General features: G+C 72.8%; 14 protein-coding genes. 5 read left to right on the top strand and 9 right to left on the bottom strand.

Annotated elements, in window-relative coordinates; translation table 11 throughout:
- The first annotated feature begins 66 nt into the window (after positions 1 to 66).
- The 3 genes from OG570_RS45460 to OG570_RS45450 all read left to right on the top strand — a co-directional run bounded on the left by OG570_RS45460 (position 67) and on the right by OG570_RS45450 (position 3,503).
- On the top strand, positions 67 to 1,572 hold the full coding sequence (locus OG570_RS45460; RefSeq protein WP_326954799.1) for a PucR family transcriptional regulator: 1,506 nt from the start codon (positions 67 to 69) through the stop codon (positions 1,570 to 1,572).
- Between the two features lie 132 nt (positions 1,573 to 1,704).
- Complete coding sequence (locus OG570_RS45455) at positions 1,705 to 2,382, top strand: response regulator transcription factor (RefSeq protein ID WP_247049032.1); 678 nt, start codon at positions 1,705 to 1,707, stop codon at positions 2,380 to 2,382.
- Complete coding sequence (locus OG570_RS45450; protein ID WP_326954798.1) at positions 2,379 to 3,503, top strand: sensor histidine kinase; 1,125 nt, start codon at positions 2,379 to 2,381, stop codon at positions 3,501 to 3,503. Before OG570_RS45455 ends, OG570_RS45450 begins: the two co-directional genes overlap by 4 nt.
- A gap of 3 nt (positions 3,504 to 3,506) precedes the next feature.
- Here the strand turns inward: OG570_RS45450 and OG570_RS45445 are convergent, their stop codons facing one another.
- Complete coding sequence (locus tag OG570_RS45445; protein WP_326954797.1) at positions 3,507 to 4,238, bottom strand: SDR family oxidoreductase; 732 nt, start codon at positions 4,236 to 4,238, stop codon at positions 3,507 to 3,509.
- 84 nt (positions 4,239 to 4,322) lie between these two features.
- Between OG570_RS45445 and OG570_RS45440 the strand changes: the two genes are divergently transcribed.
- On the top strand, positions 4,323 to 5,033 hold the full coding sequence (locus tag OG570_RS45440) for a GntR family transcriptional regulator (RefSeq protein WP_326947715.1): 711 nt from the start codon (positions 4,323 to 4,325) through the stop codon (positions 5,031 to 5,033).
- Positions 5,034 to 5,041: 8 nt separating this feature from the next.
- Entirely contained in the window at positions 5,042 to 5,560 is a 519-nt protein-coding gene (locus OG570_RS45435; RefSeq protein WP_326954796.1) for a permease-like cell division protein FtsX, read from the top strand.
- Positions 5,561 to 5,620: 60 nt separating this feature from the next.
- Here the strand turns inward: OG570_RS45435 and OG570_RS45430 are convergent, their stop codons facing one another.
- The 8 genes from OG570_RS45430 to OG570_RS45395 all read right to left on the bottom strand — a co-directional run bounded on the left by OG570_RS45430 (position 5,621) and on the right by OG570_RS45395 (position 17,580).
- Positions 5,621 to 7,732 (bottom strand): 3-hydroxyacyl-CoA dehydrogenase NAD-binding domain-containing protein, encoded by a 2,112-nt coding sequence (locus OG570_RS45430; protein WP_326954795.1) that lies wholly within the window; start codon positions 7,730 to 7,732, stop codon positions 5,621 to 5,623.
- The gene (locus OG570_RS45425; protein ID WP_326954794.1) at positions 7,732 to 8,964 is read right to left on the bottom strand and encodes a thiolase family protein; all 1,233 of its coding nucleotides are present in this window, start codon (positions 8,962 to 8,964) and stop codon (positions 7,732 to 7,734) included. The genes OG570_RS45430 and OG570_RS45425 overlap by 1 nt, the downstream gene beginning before the upstream one ends.
- Before the next feature lie 96 nt (positions 8,965 to 9,060).
- Positions 9,061 to 9,678: a DUF998 domain-containing protein gene (locus tag OG570_RS45420; protein WP_326954793.1), complete on the bottom strand. Its 618-nt coding sequence runs from the start codon at positions 9,676 to 9,678 to the stop codon at positions 9,061 to 9,063.
- A gap of 60 nt (positions 9,679 to 9,738) precedes the next feature.
- Complete coding sequence (locus OG570_RS45415) at positions 9,739 to 10,875, bottom strand: hypothetical protein (RefSeq protein WP_326954792.1); 1,137 nt, start codon at positions 10,873 to 10,875, stop codon at positions 9,739 to 9,741.
- A 123-nt stretch (positions 10,876 to 10,998) separates the two neighbouring features.
- Positions 10,999 to 12,594 (bottom strand): allophanate hydrolase, encoded by a 1,596-nt coding sequence (locus OG570_RS45410; protein ID WP_326954791.1) that lies wholly within the window; start codon positions 12,592 to 12,594, stop codon positions 10,999 to 11,001.
- On the bottom strand, positions 12,591 to 16,118 hold the full coding sequence (uca, locus tag OG570_RS45405) for an urea carboxylase (RefSeq protein ID WP_326954790.1): 3,528 nt from the start codon (positions 16,116 to 16,118) through the stop codon (positions 12,591 to 12,593). Before uca ends, OG570_RS45410 begins: the two co-directional genes overlap by 4 nt.
- Positions 16,115 to 16,750, bottom strand: a complete 636-nt coding sequence (locus OG570_RS45400; RefSeq protein ID WP_326954789.1) for an urea amidolyase associated protein UAAP2 — start codon at positions 16,748 to 16,750, stop codon at positions 16,115 to 16,117. Before OG570_RS45400 ends, uca begins: the two co-directional genes overlap by 4 nt.
- Entirely contained in the window at positions 16,747 to 17,580 is an 834-nt protein-coding gene (locus tag OG570_RS45395) for an urea amidolyase associated protein UAAP1 (RefSeq protein WP_326954788.1), read from the bottom strand. The genes OG570_RS45400 and OG570_RS45395 overlap by 4 nt, the downstream gene beginning before the upstream one ends.
- Between the last annotated feature and the right edge of the window lie 56 nt (positions 17,581 to 17,636).

The following is a 17,636-nucleotide window of genomic DNA, read 5'->3' as shown; positions in this document are numbered from 1 at the left end:
TAGGTTCGCGGGCCACCCCGCCGGCATGGGACGATCCATCCTCTGTTTGCTGTAGGTGAGGACGTAATGACCCAGAACGCGGATCCGTGGTCCACCGAAGTGAATGTCCCGTTACGGGACGTCGTCGGCAACCGGGAGCTCGCGCTCGACGTCGTCCCCGAGACGCTGCGGCCGGGCGCGCTCGACGCCCCGGTGCGCTGGGCGCACGTCAGCGAGCTGCGGGACCCCGCGCCGTACCTGATCGGCGAGGAGCTGATCCTCACCGCCGGGGTGAACCTGCCCGACGACGTCGACCGGTACGTGCGCGGACTGCGCGAGGCGGGCGTGACGGCGCTCGGCTTCGGGCTCACCCCGACCGTCTCGGAGACGCTGCCCGAACCGCTGCGCCGGGCCTGCGCGCGGCACGGGCTGCCGCTGCTGGTGGTGCCGCCGCGGACGCCGTTCCTGGCGATCAACCGGGCCGTCTCGGTCGCGCTGACCGAGGCGGGCCAGCGGGAGCAACGGCGGATCACCGCGGCCCGGGAAGCCTTGACGCGCGCGGCGGGCGGCGGGCTCGGCGAGCTGACGGAAGCGCTTGCGGACCGGCTGCGATCCTGGGTCGCGCTGGTCGGCGCCGGGGACGTGCTGGCCTCGGCCCACGACGCGCCGACGCCGTTGCCGCCGGAGGTGCGTGAGCTGGTCGCCACCGTGCGGGCAAGCAGCGGGATCCGCAGCGCGACGACCGAGCTGGCCGGCGGCGTTTTGGTAGTGGTCCAGCCGGTGTACCCGCAGGCGACGGCGTCGCACCTGGTGGTGACCGGCCGCGCCCGCCGGTTCGACAGCGCCGACCGCGCGATCCTCGCCGTCGGCGCGGCCCTGCTCGGCCTGGTCGGCCGCGCTGGTTCGGACGCGGCCGAGCTGGGCGCGGCGGCGACCGGGCTGCTGCTCGGGCGGGCGTCGGCCGACGGCGTCGCGCGGGCCGTCCTGGGATCGGACGTCTGCCGGCTGGTCGCGGGTGCGCCGTACCGCCGCGGGCCCGGCGAGGTGGCGTTGCGCCCGGACTGGCTGCGCGCGCGGCTGGACACGCCGCTGGTCGAGGTCCGGCCCGGCCCGCGGTTCGTCGCGATCACCGGCCCGTCGCCGGGGGACTTGGAGGACCTGCGCGCACACGGCTGGCTCGCGGCGGCCGGGTCGCCGGTCCCGGCCGAGCGCTTGGCCGACGCCGTGGCCGAGGTGGACCTGCTGCTGGAGCGGGCGGTGGCCCTCGGCCGCCCGGTGCTCGCCGGCAGCGGCCCGCTCGACTTCGACGCGCTGGTGGCGCCGGACGCGTCCCGGGCGTTCGCGGCCCGGGCTTTGGAACCGCTGCTGGCCCTCGACCGGGCAGGAGACCGGGAGCTGGTGCCGACGGTGCGCACGTGGCTGGCCCACCACGGCGGCTGGGAGGCAACCGCGACGGCCCTGGGCGTGCACCGCAACAGCGTCCGGCACCGGATCGCCCAGGTGGAGCGCGCGCTGGCCGTGGACCTGGCGGACCCGGAGACCCGGATGCGGCTGTGGTTCGCCCTGCGCTGGGCCACACACGACGCACGGTGAGGCTTGTTCAGCCGTCGGCCGCCGCATGACTTCGCGGTAATCCGCGGCATCCGGGGCAGGTCGCGGCGGCCTGACCAGAACAAGCCTCAGTCCTTAAAGGGCACTCTCAGGAAAATATGGGATTGTGGTCCGGTGCGAGTTTTGGTAGTCGAGGACGAAGAACCCCTGGCCGACGCGATCGCCCGTGGCTTGCGCCGCGAAGGCATGGCGGTGGACGTCGCGCTCACGGGTGATGACGGTCATGAGAAGGCCGCCGTCACGCGGTACGACGTCGTGTTGCTGGACCGGGACCTGCCCGGGATGTCCGGTGACGAGCTGTGCCGCGAGATCGTCGCGTCCGGCGAGCTGACGCGGGTGCTGATGCTGACCGCGAGCAGTTCGGTGTCGGACCGGGTCGAGGGGCTGTCGCTCGGTGCCGACGACTACCTCGCGAAACCGTTCGCCTTCCCCGAGCTGGTCGCGCGGGTGCGGGCGCTGGGCCGCCGCGCCACGCCGGCCGCGCCGCCGTTGCTGACCGCGGGTGACGTCGAGCTGGACCCGGCGAAGCGCACCGTGCGCCGCGCGAGCGGGCCGGTCGAGCTGACCCGCAAGGAGTTCGGCGTCCTCGAGGTGCTGCTCTCGGCCGCCGGTTCGGTGGTCAGCAGCGAAGAGCTGCTCGAACGGGTCTGGGACGAGAACGCCGACCCGTTCACCACGACCGTCCGGGTCACCGTCATGACGCTGCGCAAGAAGCTCGGCGAGCCGGGGATCATCGAGACGGTCGTCGGCTCCGGGTACCGGGTGCCGGAGCCCGGCACGCCGCGCGCGTGAACCTGCCGGGCACCCGCAGCCTCCGCGCCCGGATCACCCTGCTGGCGACCGTGCTGGTCGCCGCCGTCAGCCTGCTGCTGCTCTGGCTGGCCTGGACGCTGGTGCGGGACTCGCTCGACGCGGTCCCGCAGATGCCGCCGGGCAGCACCGTGGTCGTCGACGGCGTCCAGGTGGACGCCTCGACGCTCGCGGAGCACCTGCGCGTGCACGCCCGCAACCGGATGCTGCTGTTCGGCTCCCTGGCGTTCCTGCTGGTGGTGGCGGCCGCGGCGATCCTCGCCTGGACGTTCACCTCGCGCGTGCTGCTGCCGCTGCGCGAGATCACCGGCACGGCGCGGCGGCTGTCGGTCGAGTCGCTCGGGGCGCGGATCGGCGAGGTCCGCTCGCGTGACGAGCTGGCCGAGCTGGCCGGCACGTTCGACGACATGCTCGACCGGCTGCAGGCCGCGTTCGACGCGCAACGCCACTTCGTCGCGAACGCCAGCCACGAGCTGCGGACGCCGTTGTCGGTGATCCGCACGGAACTGGACGTCACGCTCGCCGACGAGGAAGCCGACGTGGCCGAGCTGCGCCGGATGGGCGGCGTGGTCCGCGACGCGACCGAACGCGCCGGCCAGCTCGTCAACTCGCTGCTGCTGCTGGCCCGCACGGACGGCGCGGGCCTCGGCGTCCTCGAGCCGGTGGACCTGGTGGTGGTCGTCGACCGCGCCTGGCGCTCGGCCCGCGTCGAGGCCGAGCAGCGCGGGATCCGGGCGTCGTTCACGATGGCGCCGGCACCCACGTTCGGCGATCCCGCGCTGCTGGAACGGATCGCGGGCAACCTGCTGGAGAACGCCGTGCGCCACAACGTCGAGCACGGCTGGCTGGACGTCGTCACCCAGCCGGGCCCGCAGTGGTCGGTGCTGCGGGTCCGCTCGTCGGGCGGCCTCGTGGACCCGGCCGCGGTGCCGGAGCTGTTCGAGCCGTTCCGCCGCGCGGGCGTGGCCCGCACGGCCCGGTTCGGTGCGGGACTGGGGTTGTCGATCGTCCGCGCGGCGGTCGCGGCGCACGGCGGGAGCGTGGCGGCGGAGCCGATCGTCGGCGGTGGGCTGGCGGTGACGGTGCACCTGCCCGTCGGCTGAGCGTCAGCGGGCGGTGTACGCGCCGCCGTTGACGTGCACGACCTGCCCGGTGAGGTGGCCGGATCCCTTGCCCGCCAAGAAGAAGATCGTGTCGGCGGTCTCGGCGGGCGTGCCGGGCCGCTTGTCGAACGCCACCGAGACACGAGCCCGGACCCAGTCCTCGGTCACGGTGCCCTGGAAGAACTCGGTGTCGAGCGTGACACCGGGGGCGACGACGTTCGCGCTGATCCCGCGTCCGGCCAGTTTCCGGGCGAGGTCGACGTTCCAGGCTTCGATGGCGGCCTTGGCCGCGCCGTAGGAGCCGGAGCCCTGCTTCGCCGCGATCGAGCCCACGGTGACGATCCGGGCGCCGTCGGCCAGTCGCGGCGTCAGGGCTTCCGTGACGAGCACGGCGGTGAGGACGTTGGCCTCGAAGTTGGCTCGCCACGCGGCCGCGACGCCGTCGAGGTCACCGGGCTCGACGGCCGGGCGTTGCCGGTCGGTGTTGCCGCCCGCGTTGTTGACGAGCACGTCGACCGAGCCGGGCAACTGGTCGAGCGCGGCCCGGACCGAGCCCGGGTCGGCCGCGTCGAAAGCCAGGTAGCGCACGCCGAGTTTCGCGGCGGTGCCGGCCAGGACGTCCTCGCGGCGACCGGTGATGGTGACGGTGTCGCCCGCCGCGGCGAAGAGGGCGGCGGTGGTGGCGCCGATGCCGGTGCCACCACCGGTGATGACGACGGTGCGGGAAGAGGTCATGACCCAGTTCTAGATTCAGATTCTCGATAAGTCAAGAGATGTTCGAACATCTGAGATGAACTCGAAGATGTGTAGGGTGAGGCCATGGCGACGCCCGCTGCCGCGAAGACCCGCACCGACGACGTGTACGAGTGGCTGCGCGCCGACATCCTCGGCGGCGTCCTGGTGCCCGGTGAGCGGCTGAAGTTCCGGCCGCTGTGCGCGCGGTACACCGCGAGCGTGAGCCTCGTCCGCGAAGTGCTGAGCCGGCTCGCCGAGCAGGGACTGGTGCGCGCGAGCCCGCAGGTCGGGTTCCAGGTGACGCCGATCTCCGAGGCGGACCTGCGGGACCTGACCGCCACCCGGGTCGACATCGAAGGCCTGGCGCTGCGGCGGTCCGTCGAGCGCAACGACCTGGCCTGGCGCTCGAAAGTCGTCGCGGCGCACTACACCCTGGCGAACACGCGCCGCCGTGACCCGGCCGATCCCGGGCGCGTGACGCCGGACTGGGAAGCCGCGCACGCGGAGTTCCACGACGTCCTGCTCGCCGGGTGCGGCAGCGAACGCCTCTACGGCATCGCGCGCGCCCTGCGCGACAGCGCGAAGCTCTACCGGCGGTGGTCCGAAGCCCTCGACGAGCAGGACCGCGAGCGCGACCCGGCGGCCGAGCACGCCGCCATCACCGATCACGCGCTGGCCGGTGACGCGGACGGCGCGGTGGCCGCCCTGGCCGGTCACATCCGGCTGACCACCGACCTCATCCTCGAGACCCGGCCCGAGCAGGAGGGGCGCGCCGAACCGCGGAGTGTGCTGTGATTCCTGGCGTGGACGCGAAACCGCGGTCGTTGCCCCGGATCCTGGTGCCGGTCGTCGTCGCGGCCCTGGCCGCCGGGGTCGGGCTGGCGTTCTTCGTCGCGGCGCTGCTGCGGCCGCCCGATCTGCCGGTGGACACGAACCCCGGGCCGCTGGCCGGGCACAACCTGTGCGCGTCGGTCTCGGTGTACTTCCGGACCGACGACGAGATGCGGGACGCCGCGGGAAAGTTCCGCGACGACCCGAAGGCGCGGCGGGTGTTCGTCCAGACCAAAGCGGAGGCGTTCGCCCGGTTCAAGGACGTCTTCAAGGACCAGCCCGAACTGCTGCAGCTGACCACGCCGGACGCGTTGCCCGCGTCGGTGTCGCTGCTCGCGGTGCCCGGCACGGACCTGGACGCCTGGGCCCGGGAGCTGCACGCCCGCTTCCCGAACGCCGACCAGGTGCAGGTCAACGACCTGAACGCGGCGGCGACGCGGCTGAAGGTCACCGCACCGCCGCCGAAGTGCCCGCGCGAGGGCGAGTACTGAAAGCCGTGAGGGGCACCTTCAGGGACATATAAGCCCTGAAGGTGCCCCTCACGGCATTGGTCAGGAAGCCGGAACCGACGCGACGCCCGGGGCGAGGAACGGCTTGCCGTTCACCCGCTCGGACACACCCGAACGGTCCAGGTACGGCGTGATGCCGCCGTTCCAGAACGGCCAGCCGGCGCCGAGGACCAGGCACAGGTCGATGTCCTGCGCCTCGGCGACGACGCCCTCGTCGAGCATGATCCGGATCTCCTCGGCGATGGCGGAAAGGGCGCGCTCACGCACCTGCTCCGCCGTCGACGGCTTGTCGCCCTGCGTCCACAGCTCGACGACCTCGGGGTCGGGCGACTGGTTCCCCTGGGCATCCCAGACCCAGACGCCCTTCTTGCCCGCCTTGACGAACTTCGCGAGGTTGTCGCTGACCGTGAACCGGTCCGGGTACGCCTCGTGCAGCGTCTCGCCGACGTGCAGCGCGATGGCCGGGCCGACGAGCTGCATCAGCGTCAGCGGCGACATCGGCAGGCCGAGCGGCTCGAGCGCGCCGTCGGCGACCTCGAACGGCGTGCCCTCGTCGACCGCCACCAGCACCTCGCCGAGGAAGCGCAGCAGCAGCCGGTTGACGACGAACGCCGAAGCGTCCTTCACGAGCACGCTGGACTTCTTCAGCTGCTTGCCGACCGAGAACGCCGTCGCGAGCGACGCGTCGTCGGTCTGCTCGCCGCGGACGATCTCCAGCAGCGGCAGCACGGCCACCGGGTTGAAGAAGTGGAAGCCGACCACGCGCTCGGGGTGCTGCAGCTTCGACGCCATCGCGGTGATCGACAGCGACGACGTGTTGGTCGCCAGGATCGCTTCGGGGGAGACGTGCTGCTCCAGCTCGGCGAACACCTGCTGCTTGACGCCCAGCTCCTCGAACACGGCCTCGATGACGAAGTCGGCGTCGGCGAACGCGGCCTTGTCGAGCGAACCGGAGACCAGCGCCTTGAGCCGGTTGGCGCCGTCCGGGGAGACGCGCTTCTTGGCCAGGAGCTTGTCGATCTCGTCGTGGACGTACCCGACGCCCTTGTCGACACGCGCCTGGTCGACGTCGGTCAGCACGACCGGCACCTTGAGGCGCCGCACGAACAGCAGCGCGAGCTGGCTGGCCATCAGGCCGGCGCCGACGATGCCGACCTTGTTCACCTTGCGCGCCAGGTTCTTGTCCGGCGCGCCGGCCGGGCGCTTGGCCCGCTTGTTGACCAGGTTGAACGAGTACAGCCCGGCGCGCAGGACGTCGGACATGAGCAGCTCGGCGAGGCCGTCGGTCTCCGCCGCGTAACCCCGGTCGAGGTCGTTCTCCCGGGCCAGCTCCAGCAGCTCGACGGCCTTGGTCGCGCCCGGCGACGCGCCGTGCGTGCGGCCGTCCACAATGGACTTGGCCCGCGCGATGGCCTTGTCCCACTCCGCGCCGCGGTCGATCTCGCGGCGGGGCGGGGTGATCTCGCCGTTGACCACGCGAGCCAGCCACAGCAGCGACTGCTCGAGGTAGTCGGCCGAGCCGAAGACGGCGTCGACGATGCCCAGCTCGGCCGTCTTCTTGACGGTGAGCATCTTGTTCTGCGCCAGGGCGTTCTCGATGATCACCGTGACGGCGGCGTCCGGCCCGATGAGGTTCGGCAGCAGCTGCGTGCCGCCCCAGCCCGGGAACAGGCCGAGGAAGACCTCGGGGAACGCGATCGCGGCGGTGTTCTCCGAGAGCGTCCGGTAGTGGCACGACAGCGCCAGCTCGAGGCCGCCGCCCATGACCGCGCCGTTGACGAACCCGAACGTCGGGATCTTCGTCTCGGTGAGGCGGCGGAAGACGTCGTGCCCGGTCTGGGCGATCTCGCGCGCCAGCTTCGGGTCCGCGACGGACTCGACACCCGAGAGGTCCGCGCCGACGGCGAAGATGAACGGCTTGCCGGTGACGGCGATCGCGGCCGGCTCGGCCTCGAACGCCTTGTCCAGCGCGGTGTCGAGCGACACGAGCCCCTGCGGGCCGAAGGTGTTCGGCCGGGTGTGGTCGTGGCCGTTGTCGAGGGTGATCAGGGCGACCGGCTTGGTGAGCCCGGGCACCTTGACCAGCCGGGTCGTCGCGACCGTGACGACCTCGTCGGGGAACGCGGCCTTTGCTTCTTCAGCGGTGAACGTCATTACTTCGCCCCCTCGAACGCCGGGTTCTCCCAGATCACGGTGCCGCCCATGCCGATGCCGATGCACATCGTGGTGATGCCGTACTGCACGTCGGGCCGCTCGGCGAACTGGCGCGCGAGCTGCGTCATCAGCCGGACGCCGGAGGAGGCCAGCGGGTGGCCGCAGGCGATCGCGCCGCCCCACTGGTTGACGCGCGGGTCGTCGTCGGCGATGCCGAAGTGGTCGAGGAAGGCCAGCACCTGCACGGCGAAGGCCTCGTTGATCTCGAACAGGCCGATGTCGTCGATGGAGAGGCCCGTGCGCTTGAACAGCTTCTCGGTGGCCGGCACCGGGCCGATGCCCATGACCTCGGGCTCGACGCCGGCGAAGGAGTAGCCGACCAGCCGCATCGCGACGGGCAGGCCCAGCTCGCGGGCGGTCTCCTCGTCGGCCAGCAGCGACGCGGTCGCGCCGTCGTTGAGGCCCGCGGCGTTGCCGGCGGTGATCCGGCCGTGCGGGCGGAACGGCGTCTTCAGCCCGGCGAGCGTCTCGAGCGTGGTGCCGGGCCGCGGCGGCTCGTCCTCGGTGGCCAGGCCCCAGCCCAGTTCCTTCGAACGGGTGGCGACCGGAACCAGCTCGGGGCCGATCTTGCCGGTCTTGACGGCTTCGGCGTAGCGCTCCTGGCTGCGCGCGGCGAACGCGTCGGTGCGCAGCTTGGTGATGTCCGGGAACCGGTCGTGCAGGTTCTCGGCGGTCTGGCCCATGACGAGCGCGGTCGGGTCGACCAGCTTGTCGGCGATGATCCGCGGGTTCGGGTCGACGCCTTCGCCCATCGGGTGGCGGCCCATGTGCTCGACGCCGCCGGCGATCGCGATGTCGTAGGCGCCGAAGCCGATGCCGGACGCGGTGGTCGTGACGGCCGTCATGGCGCCGGCGCACATCCGGTCGAGGGCGAAGCCGGGCACCGACTTGGGCAGCCCGGCGAGCAGCGCGGCGGTGCGGCCGATGGTCAGGCCCTGGTCGCCGATCTGCGTGGTGGCGGCGATGGCCACCTCGTCGACGCGCTCGGGCGGCAGCTCCGGGTGCCGCCGCAGCAGCTCCCGGATGGCGTTGACGACCAGGTCGTCGGCGCGGGTCCCGGCGTAGATGCCCTTGTCGCCGGCCTTGCCGAAGGGGGTCCGTACCCCCTCGACGAAGGCGACGTTGCGTACCCCTCGCGCGTTCGGCGCAAGCGGCGTTGCTGGTGCGGCCACGAATGCTCCAGAAAGTAGACGGTGTTGAGCGCACGATAGCCCTTGTTACCCGTGGGTAACCAGTGGTGTGGCCCGGTCGAGTGGGGTAAGGCACACTCACGGGGTCATCGTCTGTCCCTTGACGAGCCAGGCGAGCCCGAACGCCCACACCGCGACGCTCTCCAGCCACAGTGCCGGGTGCAGCGCCGGGACGAGGCCGAGGGCGCTGGTGAGCACGATGAGCACCAGGCAGGCCAGGATCACGACGCCGCAGGCGCGGTAGAAGGTGCCTCGCTGTGCGGAGTGCTCGCCGTCGCGCGGGAACAGCCGCAGGCAGAAGCAGGCCAGGCTCAGGAAGAACACCGTGGCGAACGTGAGGTGCAGGACGCCGGCGGTCCGGTCCCAGACCGAGACGTCGCCGCCCGGCGTGGTGGGGAACAGCCCGACCCCGATCGCGCCGAGGCCCGCGACGGTGCTCACGACGTTGTCGACGAGGTCGTGACCGTAGTAGGCGAGCAGGAACACCCCGACCGCGCACATCGCGCCGACGAAGACGTTCCCCACGTCGGTGTAGTAGTAGCCGCTGAGCGAGCCGAGGAGGCCGCCGCCGTCCGCGAGCTGCTTGCCGAGGATCAGGACGGGCGGCAGCGCGAGCCCGATCAGCCCGATGGCGCGCCGCAGGTAGAGGTAGGAGTGGACGAGCGTGGTCTGCGGGGATGTGGTCGCCGTCGTCATGGCCGCCTCCGGGAGTCGTCCGTGATTCATCGGCACACCGGCGGCGGAGTCTGAGGGTCGTTACCGAGCGGACGACCAGATCCGCAGCCGATCGTTACCCAGCTCGGCGAAGGTGCCGTCGCGGTGCGCGGTGGGCCGGAAGCCCGCGGCGAACCCGATCCGGGCGCCGGCGGCGGGATCCCAGACCTCGAACCCGGCCTCGGCGGTGACGTACAGCAGGCCGCGGTGGCCCCACATCTGGCCGGCGGGCCCGGCGAACATCCCGATCCGACGGTCGGCCCCGGCGTCGCGGAGCTCGACGCCGTCGAGCATCGGCTCGTCCTCACCGATGCCTTGCAGCGCCACGGTGTTCTCGTCGATCCAGGCCATCGGCCGGTTCCAGCAGTAGCCGCGGTCGGCGAGCAGGCGACCGTGTTCGGGCGCGTGCCGCTCACCCGCGAGCCACGCCTCGCAGTCGAGCGCCAGCGGCACCCCCACCGGGTGCCAGGCCCAGCCGTCGACGAGCAGGACGCGCCCGGACGGGCTCGGCCGCAGCGCGCCGAAGAAGTAGTCGAAGTAGTGCTCGGGATTCTCCTCATGGCTCGTGACGCGGTCGGTGAGCAGACCGCCGGTGGCGGCTTCGAAGACGTCGAGCCGGTTCCAGCCGGTGGCCGCGACGACCAGCGGGCCGGTGCCGCCGTCGAGGAACGCGACCGGGAACCGGGTCGTGTCGGCGTGGTAGTCCTGCCGGTCCAGCGCCAGGGTCACCGCGCCGGAGGCGAGGTCGACGACCGCGCCGTATCGGCCGTAGTCGGTGACCACGGCGGCGAACCGGCCGTCGCCGCTCGTGTACAGCGCCGGTCCACGGACGTGACCGGCCCACTCGCGCGGGGGTTCCGGCGGCACGTCGACCGGCCCGATGGGCCGGGGTTCGCCGCCGATCCCGACCAGGCCCTCCGCGGTGAGCGCGAGCCAGCCGTCCGGCAGGGGCGCGAGGCAGTGGTCGTTCAGCGGGGTGACCGGGCAGGCCGTCGTCGTCCAGGCGCCGCCGAGGTCCCGGTCGTGCCGGAGGATTCCGGGGGTGCCGCGCCAGCCGAGGTCCGCGTCGGCCTCGGCCCGGTCGAAGCAGCCGGCGCACGCGTCGAGCAGTTCGGGGGCGTCGAGGTCGGCGCACGCCTCGCACAGCAGGTCGTACCGGGTCGCGACGCCCGTGAGCACGCGGAAGCAGTCAGGTCCGTTGTCGGTGGTCAGATGGGCGCAGACACGCGCCCCGGCGGCCGGTGCGAGATGGCCGCACGATAGAGCTTTCACCACTCCAGTGTGGCCGGGCGCGCACCTGATTTATCGCGACGCCAGGTACGCGAGCCAGCCGCCGGTGGCGGAGATGTCCTTCGCGCCTTCGGTAGCCGACGGTTCGCACAGGAAGCCCGGCACCTCGCGGCCGTCCGCCAGTTCGACCTTGCCGATGGCCAGCGGCGACGGGATCCGCGAGACGAACTCGCCGAAGCCCCGCACGGGAAGCGACCAGACCTCCGCCGCCACCGACACGCCGTCCGCGGGGACGCGCACCAGCCCGGGCTTGGGCGGCACAGTGTCCAACGCGTACAGACGGTACGAAGCCGCCGTGTCCACTTCGGACACGAACCGGCCGCCGCGGGACGTCAGCTCGTGGTTCAGCGGCTGCCCGCGAAGGTGGGCGCCGACCACGACGATCGGTACGCGCGCGCCCGGCAGCGAGGCCAGCGCCGTCAGCTTCAAGTCGTCGTGGGGTGCGCCGACCAGCATGACGCCGAACGGCCGCCCGGCCACCGTGCCCGCCGGGATCGCCAAGGCCGACAGCCCGAACAGGTTGGTGGAGTTGGTGAACCGGCCGAGGCGCGCGTTGACGGCGACCGGGTCCGCGGCGACCTCGGCGAGCGTGGGGTGCTCGGTGGTCGTCGGCAGGAGGAGCGCGTCGACGCCGGCCAGCGTGGCCAGGGCTTCGGTGCGCAGCCCGGCCAGGGTGTCCTGGTCGGCGAACAGCCGGTGCGCGCGGATGTCCCGGGCGCCGGTGATGATGCCGTGCACCACCGGGTCGCAGTCGTCCGGGTGCGACTCCAGGAACTCGCCGACCGCCGTGTAGCGCTCGGCGACGAACGCGCCGCCGTACAAGAGCTGCGCCGCGTCCAGGAACGCCGAGATGTCCACAGTGGTCATTTCGGCGCCCGCGGCCGCGTAGTCCTCCACCGTCGCGGCGAACGCCTCCGCCCAGCCGGGTGCGAGCGGGCCGAGTTCCGCGGGCACGCCGATGCGGAACCGTCCCGTGTGGACCTGCGCGGGCTCGGCCAGGCAGGTCAGCGCGAACGCCGCTTCCTCGACCGTCCGCGCGAAGAGCGAGACGCAGTCGATGCTGCGGCACGCCGGGACGACGCCCTCGGTCGGCAGCAGGCCCGGCGTCGGCTTGAGGCCGACGATCCCGTTGAACGCCGCCGGTACCCGTCCGGAACCCGCGGTGTCGGTGCCCAAAGCGAGGTCGACGATCCCCAGCGCGACCGCCACCGCCGACCCCGAGCTGGACCCGCCCGAGACGTACGCCGGGTCGACGGCGTTGCGGACCGCGCCGTACGGGCTGCGCGTGCCGACCAGCCCGGTCGCGAACTGGTCCAGGTTCGTCGTGCCGAGCACCAGCGCACCGGCCGCCCGCAGCCGGGCCACGACCGGTGCGTCCGCGGCCGGCCGGTACGCGTAGGCCGGGCAGCCCGCCGTCGTCGGCAGCCCGGCGACGTCGATGTTGCCCTTCACCGCGACGAGCGTCCCGTAGAGCGGCAGCCCACGCTCCTCCAGCGCGGCCGCCTCGGCCAGCACGTCGGTTTCCGGCCGCAGGTCGATCCAGATCTCGGGCCGGTCGACCTGCTCGATCCGCCGGTAGGCCGCGTGCACGCGTTCCAGCAGTCTCATGCCAGCACCACCAACGGCGTGCCGGGCGCCACCTGGTCACCGGGGGACACGAGCACGTCGACCACCTTCCCGCCGGCCGGCGCCGGGATCCGCGCCTCCGTCTTCATCGCTTCCAAGGTCACCAGCGACTGCGCGTCCTCGACGCGCTGGCCCACCGAGACGTCCACCCGCCACACGGTCGCCGCGAACGGCGCCTCGACGACGTGGCCGCCCGGCGGTGCCTCGACGCGCGCCGGGGGCCGCGTCACCGGTTCCGGCTTCGGGTCGAACTCGCCCGCCGCCGCCCACGCCCGCCGCTCGGCCTCGAACGCCGCCGTCTGCGTCGCGCGGAAGTCCGCGATGCTCGACGCGTTGCCGGCCAGGAACTCCTGGTAGCCGGCGAGGGCGAACGAGCCGTCGGTGACGTCGAGCTCCAGCTGACCGGCCGACGAACGCGCCCGCAGGTCCAGCAGCTCGTCGGCGGACACGGGGTACCAGGAGATCCGGTCGAAGAACCGCAACAGCCACGGCGCTTTCGCACCACGCCAGCTGTTCCAGACCTGCACGGTCCGCCCGACGAACTGGTACCCGCCCGGCCCCTCCATCCCGTAGATGCACAGGTAGGCGCCGCCGATGCCGACGGAGTTCTCCGCCGTCCACGTCCGCGCCGGGTTGTACTTCGTCGTGACCAGCCGGTGCCGCGGATCCAAGGGCGTCGCGACCGGTGCGCCCAGGTAGACGTCGCCGAGGCCGAGCACCAGGTACTCGGCGTCGAAGACCGTCCGGTAGACGTCGTCCACACTGGACAGTCCGTTGACGCGCCGGATGAACTCGATGTTCCACGGGCACCACGGCGCGTCGTCACGCACGCCGGTCATGTACCGCTCGATCGCCTCGCGCGTCGCCGGGTCGTCCCACGACAGCGGGAGCCGCACGCTGCGGCTGGGCACCACGAGATCGTGCGTCGGCGGCAGGTCGCGTTCCAGCTCGCGCACCAGGCCGAGCGCCTTGCCGACCGGCAGCGCGTCCGGGTCGACGTGGACCTGCAGCGACCGGATGCCCGGCGTCAGGTCGACGATCCCGGGCACGCCCTCGGCCGAGAGCCGCTCGGCGAGCGCGTGCACCCGCATCCGCAACGCCAGGTCGAGCTTCATCTCGCCGTACTCGACGAGCAGGTTGTCGTCGCCGCTGCGCCGGTAGGTGACGGCCGGCTCGTCGTCCGAAGAGGACAGTCGCGTGAGGACACCGACGTCGTGGCGCGCGGTCCGGCTCGGCTCGATTACCGACGCGGGCCGCGTGCGCAGGGCCGCCGCGTGATCGGCGTCGATCGGCACGAACCGCACGGTGTCGCCGGGGCGCAGCTGCCCGAGCTTCCACCGCTCGCCGGTGGCGACCGTCGCCGGGCAGACGAACCCGCCGAGGCTGGGGCCGTCCGGGCCGAGCAGGATCGGCAGGTCGCCGGTGTAGTCGACGGCGCCGATCGCGTACGGCGTGTCGTGGATGTTCGACGGGTGCAGCCCCGCCTCGCCGCCGTCCGCGCGGGCCCACTTCGGCCGCGGGCCGACGAGCCGGACGCCGGTGCGCGCCGAGTTGAAGTGGACCTGCCAGTCCGTGGCGTAGAACGTGTCGACGTCGTCGGTGGTGAAGAACTCCGGGGCCGCGTGCGGTCCTTCGAGCGCGCCGACCGTCCAGTGCGGCGCGAAGTCCGGACGGTCGCCCACCGGCCCGACGACGGGATCCGCGGGCACCGGGCCGAGCTGCAGTACGTCGCCCGCGGCCAGCGCGCGGCCGCCGTGCCCGCCGAAGCGGCCCAGGGTGAACGTCGAGGTGCTGCCGAGGAACTCCGGCACGTCGACGCCGCCGCGCAGCAGCACGTAACTGCGCAGCCCGGCCGTGCACGCCCGGACGTCGAGGGTCGCCCCCGCGGGTACCTCGACCGGTGTCCACAAGGGAACCTCGGCGCCGTCCACGAGGACGGTCGCCGGCGCGCCGGTGACGCACACCTGCGTGGCGTGCGAGAACCGCAGCGTGACACCGTCCACAGTGCACTCCAGGCCGGGCGCGCCCTCGGGGTTGCCCAGCGCGAGGTTGCCCAGCCGCAGCGAACGGTCGTCCATCGGCCCGCTCGGCGGCACGCCGACGTGCCAGTAGCCGGTGCGGCCCGGCCAGTCCTGCACGGTCGTCATGGTCCCGCCGCGCACGACGTCGATCCGCGGTTCGGTGTCCCCGACGTCGTCCAAAGTGGACGTGTCGTGCGTCGCGGCGCCGAACGCCGGGTCGGCGGCCGCGGCTCGCAGCTGCCCGAGGTTGGTCGCGACGCCGTCGACGCGCGTCTCTTCGAGGGCCGTCCGCAGGTTCGCCAGGGCGTCCGCGCGGTCGGTGCCGGTGCAGATCACCTTGGCCAGCAACGGGTCGTAGTGCGTGGTGACGGTCGTGCCCGGCTCGACCCAGGTGTCCACCCGGGCGCCGGCGGGCCGCGTGAACCGCGTGACGAGGCCCGCGCTCGGCCGGTGGCCGGCGCTCGGGTCCTCGGCGTACACGCGTGCCTCGACGGCGTGCCCGCGCGCCACCGGCACGGCCCGGAACATCGCGCGGTCGCCCTGCGCGAGCCGCAGCATCCAGGCGACCAGGTCGACGCCGTACACCGCCTCGGTGACCGGGTGCTCGACCTGCAACCGGGTGTTGACCTCGAGGAACGCCGCCTCGCCGTGCTCGGGGTCGTAGACGTACTCGACCGTGCCCGCCGAGCGGTACCGCACCGAAGAACACAGCGCGACGGCCGAGTCGACCAGGTGACGGCGGACGGCGTCGGGCAGGTCCGGCGCCGGGCACTCCTCGACGACCTTCTGGTTGCGCCGCTGCAGCGAGCAATCGCGCGTGCCGAGGGCGAGGACCTCGCCGAAGCCGTCGCCGAACACCTGGACCTCGACGTGCCGGGCGCGGCGCACCAGCCGTTCCAGGAACACCCCCGAGCCGGCGAAGCTCTTGGCCGCGGTGCTTTGCACGTCGTCCCACGCGAGCCGCAGCTCCCCGGGCGTGGCGCACGCGCGCATCCCGATCCCGCCGCCCCCGCCGGTGGCCTTGAGCATCACCGGGTAGCCGATCTCCGCCGCGTGGGCCACCGCTTCGTCCACATCGGACAGCAGGCCGGTGCCGGGCAGCAGCGGGACGCCCGCCGCGATCGCCGCCTCGCGCGCGGTGTGCTTGCTGCCGAACACCTCCAGGTGCTCGGGCGACGGCCCGGCGAAGACGAGCCCGGCGTCCTCGCAGGCCCGCGCGAACGCCGCGTCCTCGGAGAGGAACCCGTAGCCCGGGTGGACGGCGTCGCAGCTGGTTTCGAGCGCGGCCGCGATGATCGCGTCGGAGCGCAGATAGCTCTCCGCCGCGGGCGCCGGGCCGAGCCGGACGGCCCGGTCGGCGAGCCTCACGTGCGGGGTCAGGCGGTCGGCGTCCGAGTACACCGCGACGGTTTCGAGGCCCAGTTCCTTCGCGCTGCGCAGGATCCGGACCGCGATCTCGCCGCGGTTGGCGACGAGCAGTCTCACACCCCGCCTCCGGAAGCCGTCACGACCAGCCGGACCGGCGTCGGGTCGAACCCGTTGCAGGGGTTGTTGATCTGCGGGCAGTTCGACACCAGGACCAGGACGTCGGTCTCGGCGCGCAGCCGGACTTCCAGGCCGGGCGCGGAGATCCCGTCGACGATGCCGAGGGTGCCGTCCGCCTCGACCGGCACGTTCATGTACCAGTTGACGTTGCTGACGAGGTCGCGCTTGCCGAGCCCCCACTTCGCGCCCTCGCCGAGGAAGTTCTCGACGCAGGCGTGCTGGAACCGGGTGTGCTGGCCGTAGCGCAGGCTGTTGGACTCCTTGCTGCACGCACCGCCGAGTGTGTCGTGGCGCCCGCAGGTGTCGGCGACGACGGTCAGCAGCGGCGCGCCTTCCTGGGTGCGCAGCACGCTGCCAGTCGTCAGGAAGATGTTGCGCTGCGCGGCGATCGTCGCCGCGGCGCTGTAGCGCTTCGCCGTGTCGTTCGCGTCGTAGCAGAGGAAGTCGACGGCCTGGTTGCCGCCGAGGTCGACGATCGACAGCTCTTGCCCCTGCTTCAGCACGAGGGAGAACGGCGCCCGCGCGGGGACGTCGAAGGTGAGCTCCAGCTCGGACTCGTACGCTGTGCTCACGCGATCCCCCTCGCGGCCAGGTAGTCGGCGGTGTTCTCGAAAGCGCGCTGGGCTTCGGGGCTGTGCGTCCATTCGGGACTGTCCGGAGTGGACGGCCGATCGCGCCAGGCGAGCACTTCGAGCTTGGTCGCCGTGTAGTCCGGCCGCGGGTCGACCGGGTGCGGCACGTTCACGAGCAGCACGATCGACGGGATCTCGATCCGCAGGTCGACGGACTTCCCGGCGCCCGCGGAGCCGGTGAACCCCAGCTCGCCCGCGGCACCCACGCGCACGCCCTGGAAGAACGACAGGCTCGGCGGCAGGTCGCGCGGGCCGAGCCCGTTCTTCGCCGCGGCCAACGTGAACAGCGGGAGCCCGGCGGGGGAGGGGCCCTGCGGGGCGCCGTCGCCGTAGTGCTCGGTGTTGCCGTCCACAGTGGACGTCCCGCACAGCGCGTCGTGCCGGCCGCTGGAGTCCGCGACGATCGTCGCGAGCACCCGGGCCTGGTCCGACAGCAGCGCCACGGACCCGCCGAGGTAGGCGTTCCACTGGACCTTCACCGTGTCGGCGACGTTGAGCCGCTCCCAGGGCTGATCGGCGTTGAACAGCAGCAGGTGCGCGCACGCGTCGCCCTCGACGTCGGTGAGCCGCAGCCGGGTGCCCCGGGCCAGCACCTTGTGCGTGTACCCGCCACCGGCGACCGTCTCGGCCCAGGTCAGCGCCTCGGGTGCGACCCCCGGTGGCGGTGACGGCCACGTGCTCGCCGGGATCGACGGCATCGTGTCGACGACGGTGCCCGCCTGGGCGCGGGCGTGGTCACGCGCGCCGTAGGTGGTCGCGGTCGTGCTCATCGGACGTCCTCTCGGGTAGCGGTTCGAGGGCGGGAGCGGGGCGTGGCCGCAGCCGG

The organism is Amycolatopsis sp. NBC_01286, from assembly GCF_035982555.1.
Lineage (GTDB): Bacteria > Actinomycetota > Actinomycetes > Mycobacteriales > Pseudonocardiaceae > Amycolatopsis.
Note: the sequence above shows the minus strand (reverse complement) of the source record. Positions and strands in the feature narration are given on the sequence as shown.

Excerpts from the sequence above, each read along its gene's own strand:
- OG570_RS45395 (WP_326954788.1), bottom strand. The coding sequence starts at position 17,580 with ATGAGCACGACCGCGACCACCTACGGCGCGCGTGACCACGCCCGCGCC.
- OG570_RS45445 (WP_326954797.1), bottom strand. The coding sequence starts at position 4,238 with ATGACCTCTTCCCGCACCGTCGTCATCACCGGTGGTGGCACCGGCATC.
- OG570_RS45420 (WP_326954793.1), bottom strand. The coding sequence starts at position 9,678 with ATGACGACGGCGACCACATCCCCGCAGACCACGCTCGTCCACTCCTAC.
- OG570_RS45440 (WP_326947715.1), top strand. The coding sequence starts at position 4,323 with ATGGCGACGCCCGCTGCCGCGAAGACCCGCACCGACGACGTGTACGAG.
- OG570_RS45460 (WP_326954799.1), top strand. The coding sequence starts at position 67 with ATGACCCAGAACGCGGATCCGTGGTCCACCGAAGTGAATGTCCCGTTA.
- OG570_RS45430 (WP_326954795.1), bottom strand. The coding sequence starts at position 7,732 with ATGACGTTCACCGCTGAAGAAGCAAAGGCCGCGTTCCCCGACGAGGTC.
- OG570_RS45410 (WP_326954791.1), bottom strand. The coding sequence starts at position 12,594 with ATGAGACTGCTGGAACGCGTGCACGCGGCCTACCGGCGGATCGAGCAG.